Origin of the sequence: Streptomyces sp. NPDC092369 (assembly GCF_044755245.1) — a bacterium.
GTDB lineage: Bacteria > Actinomycetota > Actinomycetes > Streptomycetales > Streptomycetaceae > Streptomyces.
The window spans coordinates 657,303-673,225 of sequence record NZ_JBIVQP010000001.1; the positions used below are offsets into that span (position 1 = coordinate 657,303).

A 15,923-nucleotide genomic window follows, 5' to 3' on the forward strand; every position below is an offset into this window, starting at 1 on the left:
CATGATCCTCCCGAAGGTCAGGGACCCGCGCTTCGTGACGATCCGACGTGGTGGGACGCTCACCGATGCGGACCACCATCTCCTCGCCCTTTGGGCGGCGGATTGCGCGGAGCACGTCCTCGGCCTCTTCGAGTCGTCTCAGCCCGAGGACCCACGGCCGCGCCGGGCGATCGAGCATGCCCGTGCCTGGGTGCGGGGCGAGGTCAAGATGATGCAGGCCCGCGCGGCCGGCGGCCATGCGATGGGCGCGGCCCGCGACCTGCGGGGCGCGGCACGGCATGCCGCGTACGCCGCCGGCCAGGCCGGAGCCGTGGCGCACGTGGCCGCGCACGAACTCGGTGCGGCCGCCTATGCGATCAAGGCCGCCCGCGCCGCCGCGCCGAAAGGCGGGAGCGAGGCCGCGGGGCGACGCGAGTGCCAGTGGCAGCGCGACCGGCTCCCGGAGGCGATTCGCGAACTCGTACTCGACGACCAGCGACTGCGGAACGACCTCTGCTGGTCGGTGTTCGTCTGCTGAGCGCGCGTCGGGCCTCAGGTAGCAAGCGTCCGGCGTCAGGGAAGAGGCGTCACGGCCATGCCCCGGAGGGCTTCCAGGGCACCGTCCCATGACCAGCCGTTCTCAACGACCAACATGCGCCATCCCGTGGGTCCGAACCAGTACCAACGACCAGGCGATTGCGCCCACCGGACGCGACATCGACTTCGGAGTCTCCGGGCACACTGGCGGGTATGCCGGTCTCTTTGCATCACATCGTCATCGACGCCCACGATCTGCCCGCCCAGGCCCGCTTCTGGTCCGAGGTGCTGGGCTGGCGGATCCTGTCCGAGCGGGAGCGGGAGGTCGTGATCGGGCCGGAGGAGACCGCGCCCGTGGGCATCTGCTTCATGCCGGTGACGGACCGCAAGGTCGTCAAGAACCGTCTGCACCTCGACCTGACGTCCGCCGCCGAGGACCGGGAGGCCGAGATCGAGCGCATCCTTGCCCTCGGTGCCCGCAGAGCGGACGTCGGTCAGAGCGGCGACGAGTCGTGGACGGTGCTGGCCGATCCGGAGGGGAACGAGTTCTGTGTGGTCCGCCCGAAGACGACCCTCATCACCTAGGAACTCAGCTCGGACTCGCAGGCCGACCAAGCGGGTTGACTCAGCAGGGGGCGGAAGCGAGTGAAGAGCGCGCGGAGTTGGGCTCCCCACTTCTCGACGAAAGCAGGATCGATGCTAGCGATGTCGAGTTCGTTGGCGGCGGACAACTCGGCGAAATCCCGACGTAGTTGAAGCTCCGGAAGGTGAGCGCGGCCGGTGAAACGGTCACGGAAAGCCCCGTCGGCCTCTGCGAGTGTCGGGTACGTGGCCTTGCGGTCGCACGCGGCATAGCGGTACACGATCGCTTCGGCCTCGACGCCGATCACCTGGACGAGTTCGGCACGGCGGTCCACCGGCAGCAGGGCGGTGGGGAAGCCGTCGGTTCCGTAGAACGCGTGGCACAGGCCCGCGAGTCGGAGGTCAGGGCGGGCACCCCACTCGGCGAGCCGGCCCTGGACGCGCTGAAGGTGTGCGAGGAGGGTGCCTCCCGGGTGGGGGATGTCCACGGCACCCAACTCGCGCAGCAGGACGATGACTTGGTCGACAGAGGCAGAGGCATCGTCCGCGGCGAGGGCAGAGCCATCGTCAGACGCAGGGAAAGCCGGCACCGTACGGCCTCCTTCCGGTTCTCGAATGGAGCTCTGCCCACCTTCGCGGGACGCATCCCGCTTCGATCCCGCTACCCCACCGCCGAAGCCGCCGCCCGCACCAGCGCCGCCGTCGCCATGGAGCAGGACTGCTGAGGCCACGCGATCCACAGCGTGGCGGGCGGGGCGTCCAGGACCGGGCGGTAGGCCACGCCCGGGCGCGGATAGCGGTACGTCACGGACTGCGGCAACAGCGTGACCAGATCGCCCAGTTCGACGCGTGCGAGCAGTTGGGCGAGGTCGATGAAGCCGTGCTGTTCGACCGTCGAGTCGAGGAAGCGGCCGAGACCGACGAGGTCGCCGGGCTCGACCCCGGGCAGCGCCAGGTCGGCGAGGGAGAGGCGGTCCCGAGCGGCCAGCGGGTGCGCGGCGGGGAGGACCGCCGATCGCGGTTCCACGAAGATCGGCTCGGCGTCGAGGCCGGTGCGGTCGAACGGGTCGTAGAGCAGGGCCGCGTCCGCCTCGCCCTGCCGCAGCAGACGGACCTGTTCGCCCCAGCCGGAGAGCCGGATCGACACGGGGAGGGCGGCCGGGTCGGCCGCGAAGCTGGTCAGGATGGTCTCCAGCAGTCCCCCGTCGCCGTCGGCCTTGACGGCCAGGACCAGCTTCGCGTCGGGGCTGGAGGCGCGTTGGGCCCGTCGCCCGGCCGCGTGCAGGGCATCCAGCGCGGCCCGGGCCTCCGTCAGGAGGACGCGGCCGGCCGGAGTCAGTGCGACGCTGTGCGTGGTGCGCTCCAGGAGGGTGACGCCCAGGTCCGCCTCCAGCTTGCGGATCGCGCGGGACAGGGGCGGGGCAGAGATGCCCAGGCGGTCGGCGGCACGGGCGAAGTTGAGCTCTTCGGCTACGGCGACGAAGTAGCGCAGGGGCCGGGATTCCATGGCCGGGTGCACCTCCGATCGGTGTTACCTCCAGGGTAACAAGCCGGATCCTTTCGATCCTTCCGTTCCACCGGAGCTCATCCGAGGATCGAAGCACGAAGCACCGACCACCCGGCGCGGCTTCGTTTCTCCGGGCCGTCAGCCCGTTCGCGCCGCGTCCCTCAACCACGTTTTCGGAGTCCTCCTTGATCGTCATCACCACTCCCACCGGCTCCATCGGCCGACAGCTCCTCGACGACCTCATCGACGGCGAGGAGGCGATCCGCGTGATCGCCCGTGATCCGTCCCGACTCCCCGAGCGCGTCCGCGAGCGCGCCGAGGTCGTACCCGGTTCGCACACCGACCGCGAGGTCGTCATGAAGGCGTTCGAGAGTGCGGACCGCCTGTTCTGGGTGGTCCCCCCGGACCACAGCGTGCCCGACGTCGAGGCCCACTACCTGGACAGCACCCGCCCGGCCTGCGAGGCGATCGAGGCGCACGGCGTCCGGCAGGTGGTCGCCGTATCCACCATGGGCGTCGGCATCGAGAAGAACGCCGGGCACCTGTCCGCCGCGCGGGCCACCGACGACCTGATCGCCGGCACGGGCGTCGCCTACCGGTCGCTGCGGCCGCCGACGTTCATGGAGAACCTGCTCCGCCAGATCGACCCGATCAGGGACCAGGGCACGTTCTTCCTGCCGCATCCCGCGGACCGCGTGCTCGCGACCGTCGCCACCCGGGACATCGCCGCCAAGGGCGCCGAACTGCTCCGCGACCACTCGTGGACGGGCTACGAGGGCGTCCCGGTGATCAGCCCCGACGCGCTCACCCCCGACGAGATGGCCCGGATCATGTCCGAGGTACTGGAGCGGCCGGTCCGTTTCCAGTCGGTCCCTGTCGAGGCGTTCCGTCAGAGCATGCTCCAGCGCGGTGCGTCCGAGGACTCCGCGCGATGCCTGGCAGACATGGCCACGGCCCAGAGCAACGGCGCCTACGACGAGGAGCAGCGCACCACGCGGCCCGGGCCGACCGGTTTCCGTCAGTGGTGCGAGGAGGTGCTCAAGCCGGCCGTCCTGGGCTGATGCCCACGCCGACATCTTGACTCCTTCACAGCCCTGCGGCTAGTTTCCCTGAAACGATTCAAACCGTGATACGCGCAGCTCTTCATCCCGCGTTTCATGCCGCGCTCCATCTCGCGTTTCACCCAGGGTTTCTTCTCGAAGGACTGAATGGACATGGCACCCCAGCCCGAAGCCGCCCACCCCGAGGCCGCCGCCCTGCTCGCACGGTCCCATCGCCTCGGCGCCGACCCCCGCAACACCAACTACGCCGGTGGCAACACCTCGGCGAAGGGCATCGCCCTCGACCCCGCGACCGGCGGGGACGTCGAGTTGATGTGGGTGAAGGGGTCCGGCGGTGACCTCGGGACGCTCACCGGGGCCGGGCTCGCCGTGCTGCGGATCGACCGGCTGCGCGGGCTCAAGGACGTGTATCCCGGTGTGGAACGCGAGGACGAGATGGTCGCCGCGTTCGACTACTGCCTGCACGGAAAGGGCGGGGCGGCGCCCTCCATCGACACCGCGATGCACGGCCTGGTCGAGTCCGCGCACGTCGATCATCTGCACCCCGACTCCGGGATCGCGCTGGCGTGCGCGGCGGACGGCGAGAAGCTGACCGCCGAGTGTTTCGGCGACTCCGTGGTGTGGGTGCCGTGGCGGCGGCCCGGCTTCCAACTGGGTCTGGACATCGCCGCGGTGAAGGAGGCCAACCCGCGGGCCATCGGGTGCGTGCTCGGCGGCCACGGCATCACGGCGTGGGGTGACACGTCGGAGGAGTGCGAGCGCAACTCGCTGCACATCATCCGCACCGCCGAGGCCTTTCTCGCAAAGAAGGGGCGGCCCGAACCCTTCGGTCCCGTCATCGAGGGGTACGGCGGTCTCGCGGAGGCCGACCGTAGGGCGCGGGCCGCCGCGCTCGCGCCCCACGTGCGGGCCCTCGCCTCTCAGGACAGGCCGCAGGTCGGTCACTTCACCGACACGGACGCGGTCCTGGACTTCGTCTCCCGCGCCGAGCACCCCCGCCTCGCGGCCCTCGGCACCTCCTGCCCGGACCACTTCCTGCGCACCAAGGTCCGCCCGCTCGTCCTCGACCTGCCGCCGACCGCACCGCTGGAGGAGGCGATCACGCGGCTGAAGGAGCTGCACGCCGAGTACCGTGAGCAGTACGCGGCCTACTACGAGCGGCACGCCCTGCCCGACTCCCCCGCGATGCGCGGCGCGGACCCGGCGATCGTGCTGGTCCCGGGCGTCGGCATGTTCTCCTTCGGCAAGGACAAGCAGACGGCACGGGTGGCCGGCGAGTTCTACGTCAACGCCATCAACGTGATGCGGGGCGCCGAGGCCGTCTCGACGTACGCGCCGATCGAGGAGTCGGAGAAGTTCCGTATCGAGTACTGGGCGTTGGAGGAGGCCAAGCTCCAACGGATGCCGAAGCCCAAGCCGTTGGCGACCCGGGTGGCGCTGGTGACCGGGGCGGGCAGCGGGATCGGCAAGGCCATCGCGCGACGGCTGGCAGCCGAGGGCGCGTGTGTCGTGGTCGCCGATCTCGACGCGGACAACGCCCGCGCGGTGGCGGAGGAGTTGGGCGGGTCCGACAAGGCCGTGGCGGTCACGGTGGACGTCACGTCGGAGGAGCAGATCGCCGAGGCGTTCAAGGCCGCCGTGCTCGCCTTCGGCGGAGTCGATCTGGTGGTCAACAACGCCGGTATCTCCATCTCCAAGCCCCTGCTGGAGACTTCGGCCAGGGACTGGGATCTTCAGCACGACATCATGGCCCGCGGGTCCTTCCTCGTCTCGCGCGAGGCCGCGCGGGTGATGATCGCGCAGGGGCTGGGCGGCGACATCGTCTACATCGCCTCGAAGAACGCCGTCTTTGCCGGCCCGAACAACATCGCCTACTCCGCGACCAAAGCCGACCAGGCGCACCAAGTGCGTCTGCTGGCAGCCGAGTTGGGCGAGCACGGCATCCGCGTCAACGGGGTCAACCCGGACGGCGTCGTGCGCGGCTCCGGGATCTTCGCGGGCGGCTGGGGCGCGCAGCGGGCGGCCGTGTACGGCGTACCTGAGGAGAAGCTGGGCGAGTTCTACGCGCAGCGGACCATCCTCAAGCGCGAGGTGCTGCCGGAGCATGTGGCGAACGCCGTGTTCGCGCTGACCGGCGGGGAGTTGACGCACACCACCGGTCTGCACGTCCCGGTCGACGCCGGTGTCGCCGCCGCCTTCCTTCGGTGACGGCGATGACAGCGGTGAAGGACCTGCACGCGTACGCCGCGGTCGACCTCGGCGCGTCCAGCGGGCGCGTCATGGTCGGCCGCGTCGGGCCGGACAGCCTGGAGCTGACCGAGGCCCACCGCTTCCACAACCGCCCCGTGCGCGTGCCCGAGGGGCTGCGCTGGGACATCCTCGCGCTGTACGCGGGCGTCCTGGACGGGCTCCGGGCCGCGGGCGTCCAGTGCGGTGGCCGCCTCGACTCCGTCGGCATCGACAGCTGGGCCGTGGACCACGGACTGCTCGACGCCGGCGGCGCGCTGCTCGGCAATCCCGTGCACTACCGGGACTCCCGCACCGAGGGCGTCGCGCGGAAGGTGTGGGCGACCCTGCCCGCCGAGGAGCTGTACGCGGCCACGGGACTGCAGTACGCACCCTTCAACACCCTCTACCAGCTGGTGGCCGCCCGCTCCACGGACCAACTCGCGCACGCCCGGCGGCTGTTGCTCGTCCCCGATCTGCTCTCCTACTGGCTCACCGGCGAGCAGGGCACGGAGCTCACCAACGCCTCGACGACCCAGCTCATCGATCCCCGCACCCGCGACTGGTCCCACGAGGTCGCCTCCCGACTTGGCATCGACCTCGGCCTGTTCGCGCCCCTGCGACAGCCGGGGGACCCGGCCGGCCTGCTCCGCGCCGAGGTGCTGGAGGAGACCGGTCTCAAGGGTCCGGTGCGGGTGACGGCGGTCGGGTCGCACGACACGGCGAGTGCCGTGGCCGCCGTACCCGCCGGGGACCAGCGCTTCGCGTACATCTCCACCGGCACCTGGTCGCTGGCCGGACTGGAGCTGCCCGCGCCGGTGTTGACCGAGGAGAGCCGGGCCGCCAACTTCACCAACGAGCTGGGGCTGGACGGCACGGTCCGGTACCTGCGGAACATCATGGGCCTGTGGCTGCTCCAGGAGTGCGTACGGGCCTGGGGCGACCCGGAGTTGGAGGCGTTGCTGCTGAGCGCGGCCGAGGTGCCGGCGCTGCGGTCGGTCGTGGACGCGGGCGCCGAGGCCTTCCTGGCGCCGGGCCGGATGCCGGAGCGGATCGCCGAGGCGTGCCGTGCCTCGGGGCAGCCGGTGCCCGGTTCGCCCGCGGAGATCACGCGCTGCATCCTCGACTCGCTCGCCCTGGCCCACCGCAGGGCCGTGGAGGACGCCCAGCGGCTGGCCGATCATCCCGTCGAGGTCGTGCACATCGTCGGCGGCGGCACCCGCAACGCGCTGCTGTGCCAGCTCACCGCCGACGCCTGCGGGCTGCCGGTGGTGGCGGGGCCGACGGAGGCGGCGGCCCTCGGGAACGTCCTCGTGCAGGCCCGGGCGCACGGCCTTGTCGGCGATCTCCCGGCCATGCGGCGCCTGCTCACCCGTACCCAGAAGCTCACCCGCTACGAGCCGCGGGGCGACACGGCTCGGTGGCACGAGGCGCAGGTCCGGCTCACCGGAAGGTGAGGGGGGCTCCCCCAGACCGCATCACCGCATTACGCTGCACTCATCCGATGATCGATCGCAAGGAGCCGCGATGCGTGTCGCCCTGTTCCTGACCTGTGTCAACGACACGCTCTATCCGGACACCGGGCGTGCCGTGGTGAAACTGCTGACCAGGCTGGGCGTCGAGGTCGACTTCCCGATGGCTCAGACGTGCTGCGGGCAGGCGCACTACAACACCGGGTATCGGCATGAGGCGGAGCCGCTGGCTCGGCATTTCTCCGATGTATTCGGCCAGTACGAGGCGATCGTGACGCCGTCCGGGTCGTGCGGGGCGATGGTGCGGGAGCTGTATCCGAGGATGGGCGAGAGGGCGCGGGCCGAGGGGCGCGGGGACGCCCTCGCGGCCACGCTGGCGCCGGTGGTGCCGAAGACGTACGAGCTGACGGAGTTCCTCGTGGACGTCCTCGGGGTGACGGACGTCGGTGCGTACTACCCGCACTCGGTCACCTACCACCCGACCTGTCATGGTTTGCGCAGCCTGGGCCTCGGTGACCGGCCGCGCAGACTGCTCCAGTCCGTCAAGGGGCTTGAGCTGGTCGAGCTGCCGGGTGCCGACGAGTGCTGCGGCTTCGGCGGGACCTTCGCCCTGAAGAACTCCGATGTCTCGGCGGCGATGGGCGCGGACAAGGTGCGCAACGCCGAGTCGACGGGGGCGGAGGTGCTGTGCGCGGCCGACAACTCCTGCCTGATGCACATCGGCGGCACGATGACGCGGCTCGGCACCGGTATGCGGCCGGTGCACATCGCGGAGATCCTGGCGAGCACGGAAGAGGAGCCGGCGGCATGAGCGGCACATTCGTAGGCATGCCGGCCTTCCCGGTGGCCGCGCACGACGCGGTGCGCAACGAGACCCTGCGCGGCAATCTGCGCCATGCCACGCACACGATCCGCGCGAAGCGCGCGAAGGCCGTCGCCGAGGTCTCCGACTGGGCGGATCTGCGCGAGGCGGGCAAGCGGATCAAGGACCACACCCTTCGTCATCTCGACCGCTATCTCGTGCAGTTGGAGGAAGCGGTCACCGCGGCCGGTGGCACCGTCCACTGGGCGGCGGACGCCGACGAGGCGAACCGGATCGTGGTCCGACTGGTCCAGGAGACCGGTGAGTCGGAGGTCGTCAAGGTCAAGTCGATGGCCACGCAGGAGATCGGGCTCAACGAGGCGCTGGAGGCGGAGGGGATCCACGCCTACGAGACCGATCTCGCGGAGCTGATCGTGCAGTTGGGCAAGGACCGGCCCTCGCACATCCTGGTCCCGGCGATCCACCGCAACCGCGGCGAGATCCGGGAGATCTTCGCCCGCGAGATGAGCGAGTGGGGCCGCCCTGCCCCCGAAGGCCTCACCGACACGCCCGCCGAACTCGCCGAGGCCGCGCGCCTGCACCTGCGCGAGAAGTTCCTGCGGGCCAAAGTCGGCGTCTCCGGCGCCAACTTCATGATCGCCGAGACCGGCACGCTCGTGGTCGTCGAGTCCGAGGGCAACGGCCGGATGTGCCTGACCCTGCCCGAGACGCTGATCTCGGTCGTCGGCATCGAGAAGATCCTGCCGACCTTTCGGGACCTGGAGGTGTTCCTGCAGACCCTCCCCCGCTCCTCGACGGCCGAGCGCATGAACCCGTACACGTCGATGTGGACCGGTACCACGGCCGAGGACGGGCCGCAGACCTTCCACCTCGTCCTGCTCGACAACGGCCGCACCGACACCCTCGCCGACGAGGTCGGCCGTCAGGCCCTGCGTTGCATCCGCTGCTCGGCCTGTCTCAACGTCTGCCCGGTGTACGAGCGGGCGGGCGGTCACGCCTACGGCTCGGTGTACCCGGGTCCGATCGGTGCCATCCTCAGCCCCCAACTCCGGGGCACGGCAAGCGAGATCGATGCCTCGCTGCCGTACGCCTCCTCCTTGTGCGGTGCCTGCTACGAGGTCTGCCCGGTCGCCATCGACATCCCCGAGGTGCTGGTGCATCTGCGCGAACGGATCGTGGAGGGCGGGCAGGTGACCCGTGAGGGCAACAAGGTCGTGCTCAAGCCCGCCAAGGGCCATGCCGCCGAGCGCGCTGCCATGCGGGCGGCCCGCTGGGCGTTCGGGCGCCCCGGCGCGCTGCGCACCGGGCAGCGGCTCGCGTCCCGCACCCGTCGCTTCCATCCGCGGACGCTGCCGGGCCCGGGCAGGGCGTGGAGCGACAGCCGGGATCTGCCGACGCTGCCGGCCGAGCCGTTCCGTGACTGGTGGCAGCGGACGAACGGTGGAAAGGACGGCGCCAAGTGAGCAGCAGAGAAAGGGTGCTGGGCCGGGTGCGGCGCGCGCTGGCCGACGTGCCGCGGGACGACACGGCCTACGAGCGGGCGGTTCCGCGTGACTATCTGCGGGAGCACGGCGGCCTGAGTGTCGAGGCGACGGTGGATCTGCTGGCCGAGAACCTGGCCGACTACCGGGCGATCGTGCACCGCACGGACGCGGAGGAGCTGCCGTACCTGATCATGCGGCTGCTCGCCGAACGGGGACCCCAGTACGTGCTGGTGCCCCCGGGGCTGCCGCCGGAGTGGATGTCGGCCGCCGATCCGACCCGCGTCCACGACCGCGCCGTGAGCACCCCGTACGAGCTGGACAAGGTCGAGAGCGTGGTCACGGGCTGCGCGATCGCGATCGCCGAGACCGGCACCATCGTGCTCGACGGCTCCCCCGACCAGGGCCGCCGCCGCATCACGCTCGTCCCCGATCATCACATCTGTGTCGTACGGGTCCCGGACCAGGTCGTCTCCTCCGTGCCCCAGGCACTCGAACGCCTCGACCCGACCCGCCCGTTGACGTGGATCTCCGGTCCGTCGGCGACCAGTGACATCGAGCTGGACCGGGTCGAGGGGGTGCACGGTCCCCGCACCCTGGAGGTGGTGCTGGTGAGCGGTCCGCCGAGTGCCGACGGCGACGCCTAGCGATCCCGCCACCAGCGGCTTCAGCCATTCGCCGGGCCCCGGGGCTTGCCGGGGCGCGGGGTGGGAGCGGCGCGGCTAGCGTGAGGGCATGATCCGGTTCGAACAGGTCACCAAGCGGTATCCGGACGGTACGACGGCGGTGGACGGCCTGAGTTTCGAGGTGTCCGACGGCGAGCTCGTCACGCTCGTGGGCCCGTCCGGCTGCGGCAAGACGACGACCATGATGATGGTCAACCGGCTCATCGAGCCGACCTCGGGCCGGATCCTGATGGACGGCGAGGACATCGCGGCCGTCGATCCGGTGCGGCTGCGACGGCGCATCGGGTACGTCATCCAGCAGGTGGGGCTCTTCCCGCACCGGACGATCCTCGACAACACGGCGACCGTGCCGGCGCTGATCGGCTGGAAGCGGGCGAAGGCCCGGGCGCGGGCGGCCGAGTTGCTCGACCTGGTGGGCCTGGACCCGAAGCTGTACGGGCCGCGCTATCCCGACCAGCTCTCCGGCGGTCAGCGCCAGCGGGTCGGCGTGGCGCGGGCACTGGCCGCCGATCCGCCGGTGCTGCTGATGGACGAGCCGTTCGGGGCCGTCGACCCGGTGGTGCGGGAGCAGTTGCAGGACGAGTTCCTGCGGATGCAGGCCGCGGTGCGCAAGACGGTGCTGCTGGTCACGCACGACATCGAGGAGGCGGTGCGGCTCGGCGACCGTATCGCCGTGTACGGACAGGGGCGCATCGAGCAGTTCGACACGCCAGGGGCGGTGCTGGGCACGCCCGCGACGCCGTACGTCGCCGAGTTCGTGGGCGCCGACCGCGGGCTGAAGCGGCTGTCGGTCACCGCGATCGAGGCCGAGGACCTGGAGCAGCCGCCGGTGGCACGCCTCGACGGGCCGGCCGCGCAGGCGGCGGCGCGGCTGCGGGCGGACGGCGCGCGCTGGGCGGTGGTCCTGGACACCCACGGCGACCTGCACGGTTGGGTCGGCATCGAGGACCTCGACACGGACGGCACGGTCGGCGACCACGCGCGGCGCATGAAGGCCTGGGTGCCCGTCGGCGCGCCCCTGAAGCAGGCGTTCGGCGTGATGCTCCAGCACGACGCCGGCTGGGTCGCCGTGCTGGACGAGGCCCGCTTCCTGGGCGTCCTGACGCCGGCGAAGCTGCACGAGGCGCTGCGCCGGTCGGTGGACGCGGACGCGCTGGGCGTGCCGCGGGATCAGGTGACGTTCGACTCGGTGGCGGACGCCTGACGCCTGCGGGTCCGGTCGCCCCGGGTGTCGGGGCGGTTCGGCGTGCCGAGGACCGGTCGACGGTCCGGCAGGCGCTCAGTCCAGCAGACCCTTGTCCTTGAGATAGGTCCGCGCCACGTCCTGCGCCAACCGCCGCCAGCTGTCGACCTGTTGGTTCATGGCGGCGAGGTCGGCCGTCGTGAGGACGTCGTTCAGCTTGCCCAGGGCCTCGGTGACCCCTTCGCCGCCCGCGCGGGAGCGGTTGACGACCGGGACGACGTAGTCGGCGTTCTGGAGGTGCTTGTCGTCGGCGAGCAGGACGAGGCCGAACGCCGAGAGGGTGGCGTCGGTCGTGGTGGTGAGGACCATCTGGTCCTGGCCGCTCTGCACGGCCCGCTTGGCCTGGGTGGTGCCGACGCCCTTGGGGTCGACGGCGGTGATGTCGATGCCGTAGGTCTTCTTCAACCCCGGTTCGCAGTACGGTCGTTGGACGCACTCGTCACCCGCGGCGAGCCGCACCTTCAACCCGGACGCGCCCAGGTCGCTGAGGGTCTTCAGGTCATGCCGCTCGGCGTACGACGCGCTCACGGCGAAGGCGTTCTGGTCGACCGCCCGGCCGGCGGGCAGGACCGTGAGGCCGCGGGGTGTGGCCAGTCTGCGCAGGGCCTTCATCGTGGCGTCGAGGTCGGGCGAGCCGACCGGCGGCGCGTCGGCGCCGTTGGCCTTGGCGTTGAGCCAGTCGGCGAAGGTGGCCGCGTACTCGGGGACGACGTCGATCTGCCCTGATTCCAGGGCCGGTTCGTACAGTTCGCGGTTGGCGACGGTCAGCAGGGACGTCTTGTAGCCGGCCTGCTTCAGGAGCAGGGAGTACATCTGGGCGAGCAGGTCGCTCTCGGTGAATCCGGCCGAGCCGATGGTGAGGTGGTGGCTGTCGCCGGGCGGTGCGGTGACCGCGTTCTGGTTCTCCAGGGACGGGCCCGTGGAGCACCCCGTCAGCAGCAGGACGGCCGCCAGGGCCAGGGCCCGCCTCACCGCTCGCCCCTGGCCCAGCGCGGCGACAACCGTTCCGCCGTCTCGAAGATCCCCTCGACGACCAGCGCGAACACGGCGACCAGTACGGCCCCGGCCACGACCTGCGCGGTACTGGCCAGGTTGAACCCTGCCGTGATGATCCGCCCGAGCCCTCCCCCGCCGGCCAGCGCGGCGATCGTCGCGGTGGCGACCAGCTGGACGGCGGCGACGCGTACGCCGTTCATCACCATCGGCAGGGAGAGCGGCAGTTCGACGCGGAACAGCATCTGCCGCCCGGTCATCCCCATGCCGCGCGCGGCCTGGACGACACTGCGGTCGACCTCGCGCATCCCGACGTAGGCGTTGGTGAGCAGCGGGGGTACGGCGAACAGCACCAGGGCGACGACCGTGGGGCCCTCGCCCCACTTCCCGATCGGGGTCAGCAGGAGGAGGACGAGGACCGCGAAGGTCGGGACGGCACGGCCGATGTTGGAGATGTTCACCGCGAGCGCGCCGCCCTTTCCGAGGTGGCCCAGGACGAGCGCGACCGGCAGGGCGATCAGGCAGCTGATGACCAGGCAGACGACGGTGAGGACGAGATGCTGGGCGAGCCGGTGCCAGATGCCGTCGTCGCCCGACCAGTGCGCGGAGTCGGTGAGCCAGTCCCAGGCATCGGTGAGTGTCTTCATCCGCGGGCCGCCCTGGTCCAGGGAGTGAGCAGGCGTTGCACGCCGAGCAGGAGCAGGTCGGCCACGATCGCGATGACCACGCACAGCACGGACGCGGTGAGCACCTGCGCCTTGAAGTAGGTGTTCATTCCGGCGTAGATGAGGTTGCCCAGGCCCCCGAAGCCGACGATCGCGCCGACCGTGACCAGGGAGACCGCCGAGACCGTGGCGATGCGCAGTCCGGCCATCGCGGCGGGCAGGGCCAGGGGCAGCTCGACGGTGAGCAGGAGGCGGATCGGGCCGTAGCCCATGCCGCGCGCGGCCTGTCGGGTCTCGGCCGGGACCGCGCGCAGGCCCGCCAGGATGTTCCGCACGAGCAGGGTCAGGGAGTAGAGCACGAGTCCGGCGACGACGAGGCTCTTCGAGAGGCCGTAGACCGGCAGGAGCAGGGAGAACATCGCCAGGGACGGGATCGTGTAGAGGATCGTGGTGACGGCGAGGACCGGCCCTGCCGCCCACCCCCAGCGGCGTGCGACGACGGCGAGCGGGAGGGCGAGGGCGAGCCCGATGAGCACCGAGATCGCGGTCAGCTGGAGATGCTGGAGGACGGCGTCGAGGAGGATGTGGCGGCGGGTGCTCAGATACTCACCGCAGATCCACTCGTTGCGCGCGAGGCAGTCGTCCGGGGGCGCGGTCACGGGTCCATTGGATCCGGCGGGGCGGGTGTCGGCGCGTTGTGGTGACCCGTACGGGCGGCGGTCAGGGGTTCCAGTAGGTCGAGAGCGAGGCGACGAAGGCCGCCGCGGAGGTGAGGACGACGAGTTGCGCGCCCGCGGTGATCCAGAGGCGGCAGGCGATCGCCAGGCCGACGGTCACGGCCTCGGCCCGGCACAGGAACATGACGGAGTCGTACTGGTAGGAGAACGCCCGGGAATCCATCATCCCGGGGTAAGGCATCCAGTCCTCGGTGAAGACGCCTTCCGTGCCCAACAGAAGGATCGCCGAGACGAGAAGGAGGTCGACGGCGACCAGCAGTGCGCAGGTGATGCCGTCGGTCCGGCGGTGTTCGGGCGAGCGGCGCAGGACGCGCCGGCTGAACCGGGCGGCGGCGGTGTCCTGGTCGGTCATCGGGTGCCTCCGTCGCCGGTCGTGGTGTGCCAGGGGCTGACGCCGAGCCTGCCCGTGGTCCCGAGGTCGAGGCCGCCGTCCGGCGCCACGAGGAGCGGGAGCGCGCCGGGACGTGCCTCGACCGTCAGGTACGGCACGTCGGTCGCGCCGTCGAAGCCGGTCGTCGTGTTGCGCCACAGCAGGCCGGCGGAGGCGGTCTCGCCGGGTGCCAGTGTCACGGCTTTCGGCGGCTCGTCGAACGCGGCCACCGTGGCGATGCCGCCGCTGCCGTGGATCACGGAGATGCCGGTGATCGTCTGCTGGTCCCGGTCGAGGAGCCGGAGTCCTGGATAGCCCTTGGCCCGGTAGACGTGGGAACCGCAGTTCTCCAACCGAAGGTCCATGGCCCGCAGGCCCAGTGCGGCCTCCACTCGTCCGGCCGTGACGCGGACGCCGTCGCGCGGACAGACCGGGCCCGGTTCCTGCGCCGCGGCGGCGGGCTTGTCGTACACCACGTCCGCCACCGTCCAGATGAGGGCACCGACGACCAGCCCCACCGCCGGCGTCAGCATCGCGTCGAGCACGCTTCTCCGCATCCGCAGAGTCGATCAAGGCAGAGACCGGAAGGCTGTGACGGAAGCCATACCTCCGGTCACAGGCCTGTCACAGCCTTCCCGGCGACCGCGGGACCGCCTGAGGGGTGTCGCTGAGTACACCCCTCGATACGGGTTCTGCGCCCCATGTGCTCCGACCTCGCTCTCCGTAGGTTCTTCAGCAGGGCACAGGGCGTGCCGGACGGGGAGTGATGACGATGTTTCGTACGGGATCGCGGCGCGGTCACGACAAGGGACCCGCCGCCGAGGCACTGCGGCTGGTGAAGGTGAGCAGGACCTACGGCAGTGACGAGGGTGCCGTGGCCGCGCTCGACGGCGTCACGCTGGGGCTGGCCCGGGGGACCTTCACCGCGGTGATGGGACCGTCGGGCTCGGGCAAGTCGACGCTGCTGCAGTGTGCGGCGGGCCTGGACCGGCCGGACAGCGGGATCGTGCAGGTGGACGGTACGGAGCTGACGGGCGGCGGCGAGGCGGAGTTGACGAAGTTCCGGCGCGGCCGGATCGGGTTCGTGTTCCAGCAGTACAACCTGCTGGAGACGCTGACGGTCGCGCAGAACACCGTGCTGCCGCTCAAGCTCGCGGGCCGACGCGTCGACCGGCGGCGGGCCAAGGAGGTTCTCGAACAGGTGGGTCTCGGAGACCGGCTCGGGCACCGGCCCGCCCAGCTCTCCGGCGGTCAGCGCCAACGGGTGGCGATCGCACGGGCGTTGGTGACCGAGCCGCGGGTGATCTTCGCGGACGAGCCGACCGGTGCGCTGGACACCCGCAGCGCGCGGGATGTGCTGCGGCTGCTGCGGGAGGCGGTCCAGGTGCACGGCCGGACGGTCGTGATGGTGACGCACGACCCGGTCGCCGCCTCCTACGCCGACTCCGTGCTGTTCCTCGCGGACGGCCGGCTGGTCGGGCAGCTGAACGCGCCGACCGCCGACGCGGTGGCCGAGCGCCTCGCGCACCTGGGCGACGACGTGACGGTGGGGGTGTGAGCG

At 71.1% G+C, this 15,923-nt stretch carries 17 protein-coding genes; 10 read left to right on the top strand and 7 right to left on the bottom strand.

Translation table 11 applies throughout. The annotated features are described in order from the left end of the window. Window position 1: 1 nt before the first annotated feature. Together ACIQI8_RS02890 and ACIQI8_RS02895 are read left to right on the top strand one after the other, a co-directional pair. Window positions 2-517: a putative immunity protein gene (locus ACIQI8_RS02890; RefSeq protein ID WP_402344066.1), complete on the top strand. Its 516-nt coding sequence runs from the start codon at window positions 2-4 to the stop codon at window positions 515-517. 212 nt (window positions 518-729) lie between these two features. Then, entirely contained in the window at window positions 730-1,101 is a 372-nt protein-coding gene (locus tag ACIQI8_RS02895; RefSeq protein ID WP_402344069.1) for a VOC family protein, read from the top strand. Here ACIQI8_RS02895 and ACIQI8_RS02900 read toward each other — a convergent pair. Continuing rightward, window positions 1,098-1,613 carry a DUF6817 domain-containing protein gene (locus ACIQI8_RS02900; RefSeq protein ID WP_402346644.1) on the bottom strand — a complete coding sequence of 172 codons (516 nt, stop codon included), beginning with the start codon at window positions 1,611-1,613 and terminating at the stop codon, window positions 1,098-1,100. The genes ACIQI8_RS02895 and ACIQI8_RS02900 overlap by 4 nt on opposite strands. Window positions 1,614-1,759: 146 nt before the next feature. Beyond that, complete coding sequence (locus ACIQI8_RS02905) at window positions 1,760-2,605, bottom strand: LysR family transcriptional regulator (protein WP_402344072.1); 846 nt, start codon at window positions 2,603-2,605, stop codon at window positions 1,760-1,762. Between the two features lie 185 nt (window positions 2,606-2,790). Between ACIQI8_RS02905 and ACIQI8_RS02910 the strand changes: the two genes are divergently transcribed. The 7 genes from ACIQI8_RS02910 (at window position 2,791) to ACIQI8_RS02940 (ending at window position 11,558) form a co-directional block, all read left to right on the top strand. Beyond that, window positions 2,791-3,666 carry an NAD(P)H-binding protein gene (locus ACIQI8_RS02910; RefSeq protein WP_402344076.1) on the top strand — a complete coding sequence of 292 codons (876 nt, stop codon included), beginning with the start codon at window positions 2,791-2,793 and terminating at the stop codon, window positions 3,664-3,666. A gap of 153 nt (window positions 3,667-3,819) precedes the next feature. Next, complete coding sequence (locus ACIQI8_RS02915; RefSeq protein WP_402344079.1) at window positions 3,820-5,874, top strand: bifunctional aldolase/short-chain dehydrogenase; 2,055 nt, start codon at window positions 3,820-3,822, stop codon at window positions 5,872-5,874. 5 nt (window positions 5,875-5,879) lie between these two features. Beyond that, the gene (locus tag ACIQI8_RS02920) at window positions 5,880-7,349 is read left to right on the top strand and encodes a rhamnulokinase family protein (RefSeq protein WP_402344082.1); all 1,470 of its coding nucleotides are present in this window, start codon (window positions 5,880-5,882) and stop codon (window positions 7,347-7,349) included. Between the two features lie 70 nt (window positions 7,350-7,419). Beyond that, complete coding sequence (locus tag ACIQI8_RS02925; protein ID WP_402344085.1) at window positions 7,420-8,175, top strand: (Fe-S)-binding protein; 756 nt, start codon at window positions 7,420-7,422, stop codon at window positions 8,173-8,175. Then, entirely contained in the window at window positions 8,172-9,650 is a 1,479-nt protein-coding gene (locus tag ACIQI8_RS02930) for a LutB/LldF family L-lactate oxidation iron-sulfur protein (RefSeq protein ID WP_402344087.1), read from the top strand. Before ACIQI8_RS02925 ends, ACIQI8_RS02930 begins: the two co-directional genes overlap by 4 nt. Further along, window positions 9,647-10,315 carry a lactate utilization protein C gene (locus ACIQI8_RS02935; RefSeq protein WP_402344090.1) on the top strand — a complete coding sequence of 223 codons (669 nt, stop codon included), beginning with the start codon at window positions 9,647-9,649 and terminating at the stop codon, window positions 10,313-10,315. Before ACIQI8_RS02930 ends, ACIQI8_RS02935 begins: the two co-directional genes overlap by 4 nt. An 88-nt stretch (window positions 10,316-10,403) precedes the next feature. Continuing rightward, window positions 10,404-11,558, top strand: a complete 1,155-nt coding sequence (locus ACIQI8_RS02940) for an ABC transporter ATP-binding protein (RefSeq protein ID WP_402344093.1) — start codon at window positions 10,404-10,406, stop codon at window positions 11,556-11,558. Between the two features lie 75 nt (window positions 11,559-11,633). Here the strand turns inward: ACIQI8_RS02940 and ACIQI8_RS02945 are convergent, their stop codons facing one another. The 5 genes from ACIQI8_RS02945 to ACIQI8_RS02965 form a co-directional block, all read right to left on the bottom strand. Further along, window positions 11,634-12,569 (bottom strand): ABC transporter substrate-binding protein, encoded by a 936-nt coding sequence (locus ACIQI8_RS02945; RefSeq protein ID WP_402344096.1) that lies wholly within the window; start codon window positions 12,567-12,569, stop codon window positions 11,634-11,636. Next, window positions 12,566-13,237: an ABC transporter permease gene (locus ACIQI8_RS02950; RefSeq protein WP_402344099.1), complete on the bottom strand. Its 672-nt coding sequence runs from the start codon at window positions 13,235-13,237 to the stop codon at window positions 12,566-12,568. The genes ACIQI8_RS02945 and ACIQI8_RS02950 overlap by 4 nt, the downstream gene beginning before the upstream one ends. Then, a complete protein-coding gene (locus ACIQI8_RS02955) occupies window positions 13,234-13,914 on the bottom strand; it encodes an ABC transporter permease (protein ID WP_402344102.1) in 681 nt (226 codons plus the stop codon). Before ACIQI8_RS02955 ends, ACIQI8_RS02950 begins: the two co-directional genes overlap by 4 nt. Window positions 13,915-13,975: 61 nt before the next feature. After that, window positions 13,976-14,344 (bottom strand): hypothetical protein, encoded by a 369-nt coding sequence (locus tag ACIQI8_RS02960; RefSeq protein ID WP_402344106.1) that lies wholly within the window; start codon window positions 14,342-14,344, stop codon window positions 13,976-13,978. Beyond that, a complete protein-coding gene (locus ACIQI8_RS02965; protein ID WP_402344109.1) occupies window positions 14,341-14,919 on the bottom strand; it encodes a DUF4232 domain-containing protein in 579 nt (192 codons plus the stop codon). The genes ACIQI8_RS02960 and ACIQI8_RS02965 overlap by 4 nt, the downstream gene beginning before the upstream one ends. A gap of 215 nt (window positions 14,920-15,134) precedes the next feature. Between ACIQI8_RS02965 and ACIQI8_RS02970 the strand changes: the two genes are divergently transcribed. Next, complete coding sequence (locus ACIQI8_RS02970; RefSeq protein ID WP_402346646.1) at window positions 15,135-15,920, top strand: ABC transporter ATP-binding protein; 786 nt, start codon at window positions 15,135-15,137, stop codon at window positions 15,918-15,920. Window positions 15,921-15,923: the final 3 nt, after the last annotated feature.

Bases quoted from the DNA above. Each gene is read 5' to 3' on its own strand.
- ACIQI8_RS02890 (WP_402344066.1), top strand. From the start codon at position 2: ATGATCCTCCCGAAGGTCAGGGACCCGCGCTTCGTGACGATCCGACGT.
- ACIQI8_RS02895 (WP_402344069.1), top strand. From the start codon at position 730: ATGCCGGTCTCTTTGCATCACATCGTCATCGACGCCCACGATCTGCCC.
- ACIQI8_RS02905 (WP_402344072.1), bottom strand. From the start codon at position 2,605: ATGGAATCCCGGCCCCTGCGCTACTTCGTCGCCGTAGCCGAAGAGCTC.
- ACIQI8_RS02915 (WP_402344079.1), top strand. From the start codon at position 3,820: ATGGCACCCCAGCCCGAAGCCGCCCACCCCGAGGCCGCCGCCCTGCTC.
- ACIQI8_RS02920 (WP_402344082.1), top strand. From the start codon at position 5,880: ATGACAGCGGTGAAGGACCTGCACGCGTACGCCGCGGTCGACCTCGGC.
- ACIQI8_RS02925 (WP_402344085.1), top strand. From the start codon at position 7,420: ATGCGTGTCGCCCTGTTCCTGACCTGTGTCAACGACACGCTCTATCCG.
- ACIQI8_RS02930 (WP_402344087.1), top strand. From the start codon at position 8,172: ATGAGCGGCACATTCGTAGGCATGCCGGCCTTCCCGGTGGCCGCGCAC.
- ACIQI8_RS02940 (WP_402344093.1), top strand. From the start codon at position 10,404: ATGATCCGGTTCGAACAGGTCACCAAGCGGTATCCGGACGGTACGACG.
- ACIQI8_RS02950 (WP_402344099.1), bottom strand. From the start codon at position 13,237: ATGAAGACACTCACCGATGCCTGGGACTGGCTCACCGACTCCGCGCAC.
- ACIQI8_RS02960 (WP_402344106.1), bottom strand. From the start codon at position 14,344: ATGACCGACCAGGACACCGCCGCCGCCCGGTTCAGCCGGCGCGTCCTG.
- ACIQI8_RS02965 (WP_402344109.1), bottom strand. From the start codon at position 14,919: ATGCGGAGAAGCGTGCTCGACGCGATGCTGACGCCGGCGGTGGGGCTG.
- ACIQI8_RS02970 (WP_402346646.1), top strand. From the start codon at position 15,135: ATGTTTCGTACGGGATCGCGGCGCGGTCACGACAAGGGACCCGCCGCC.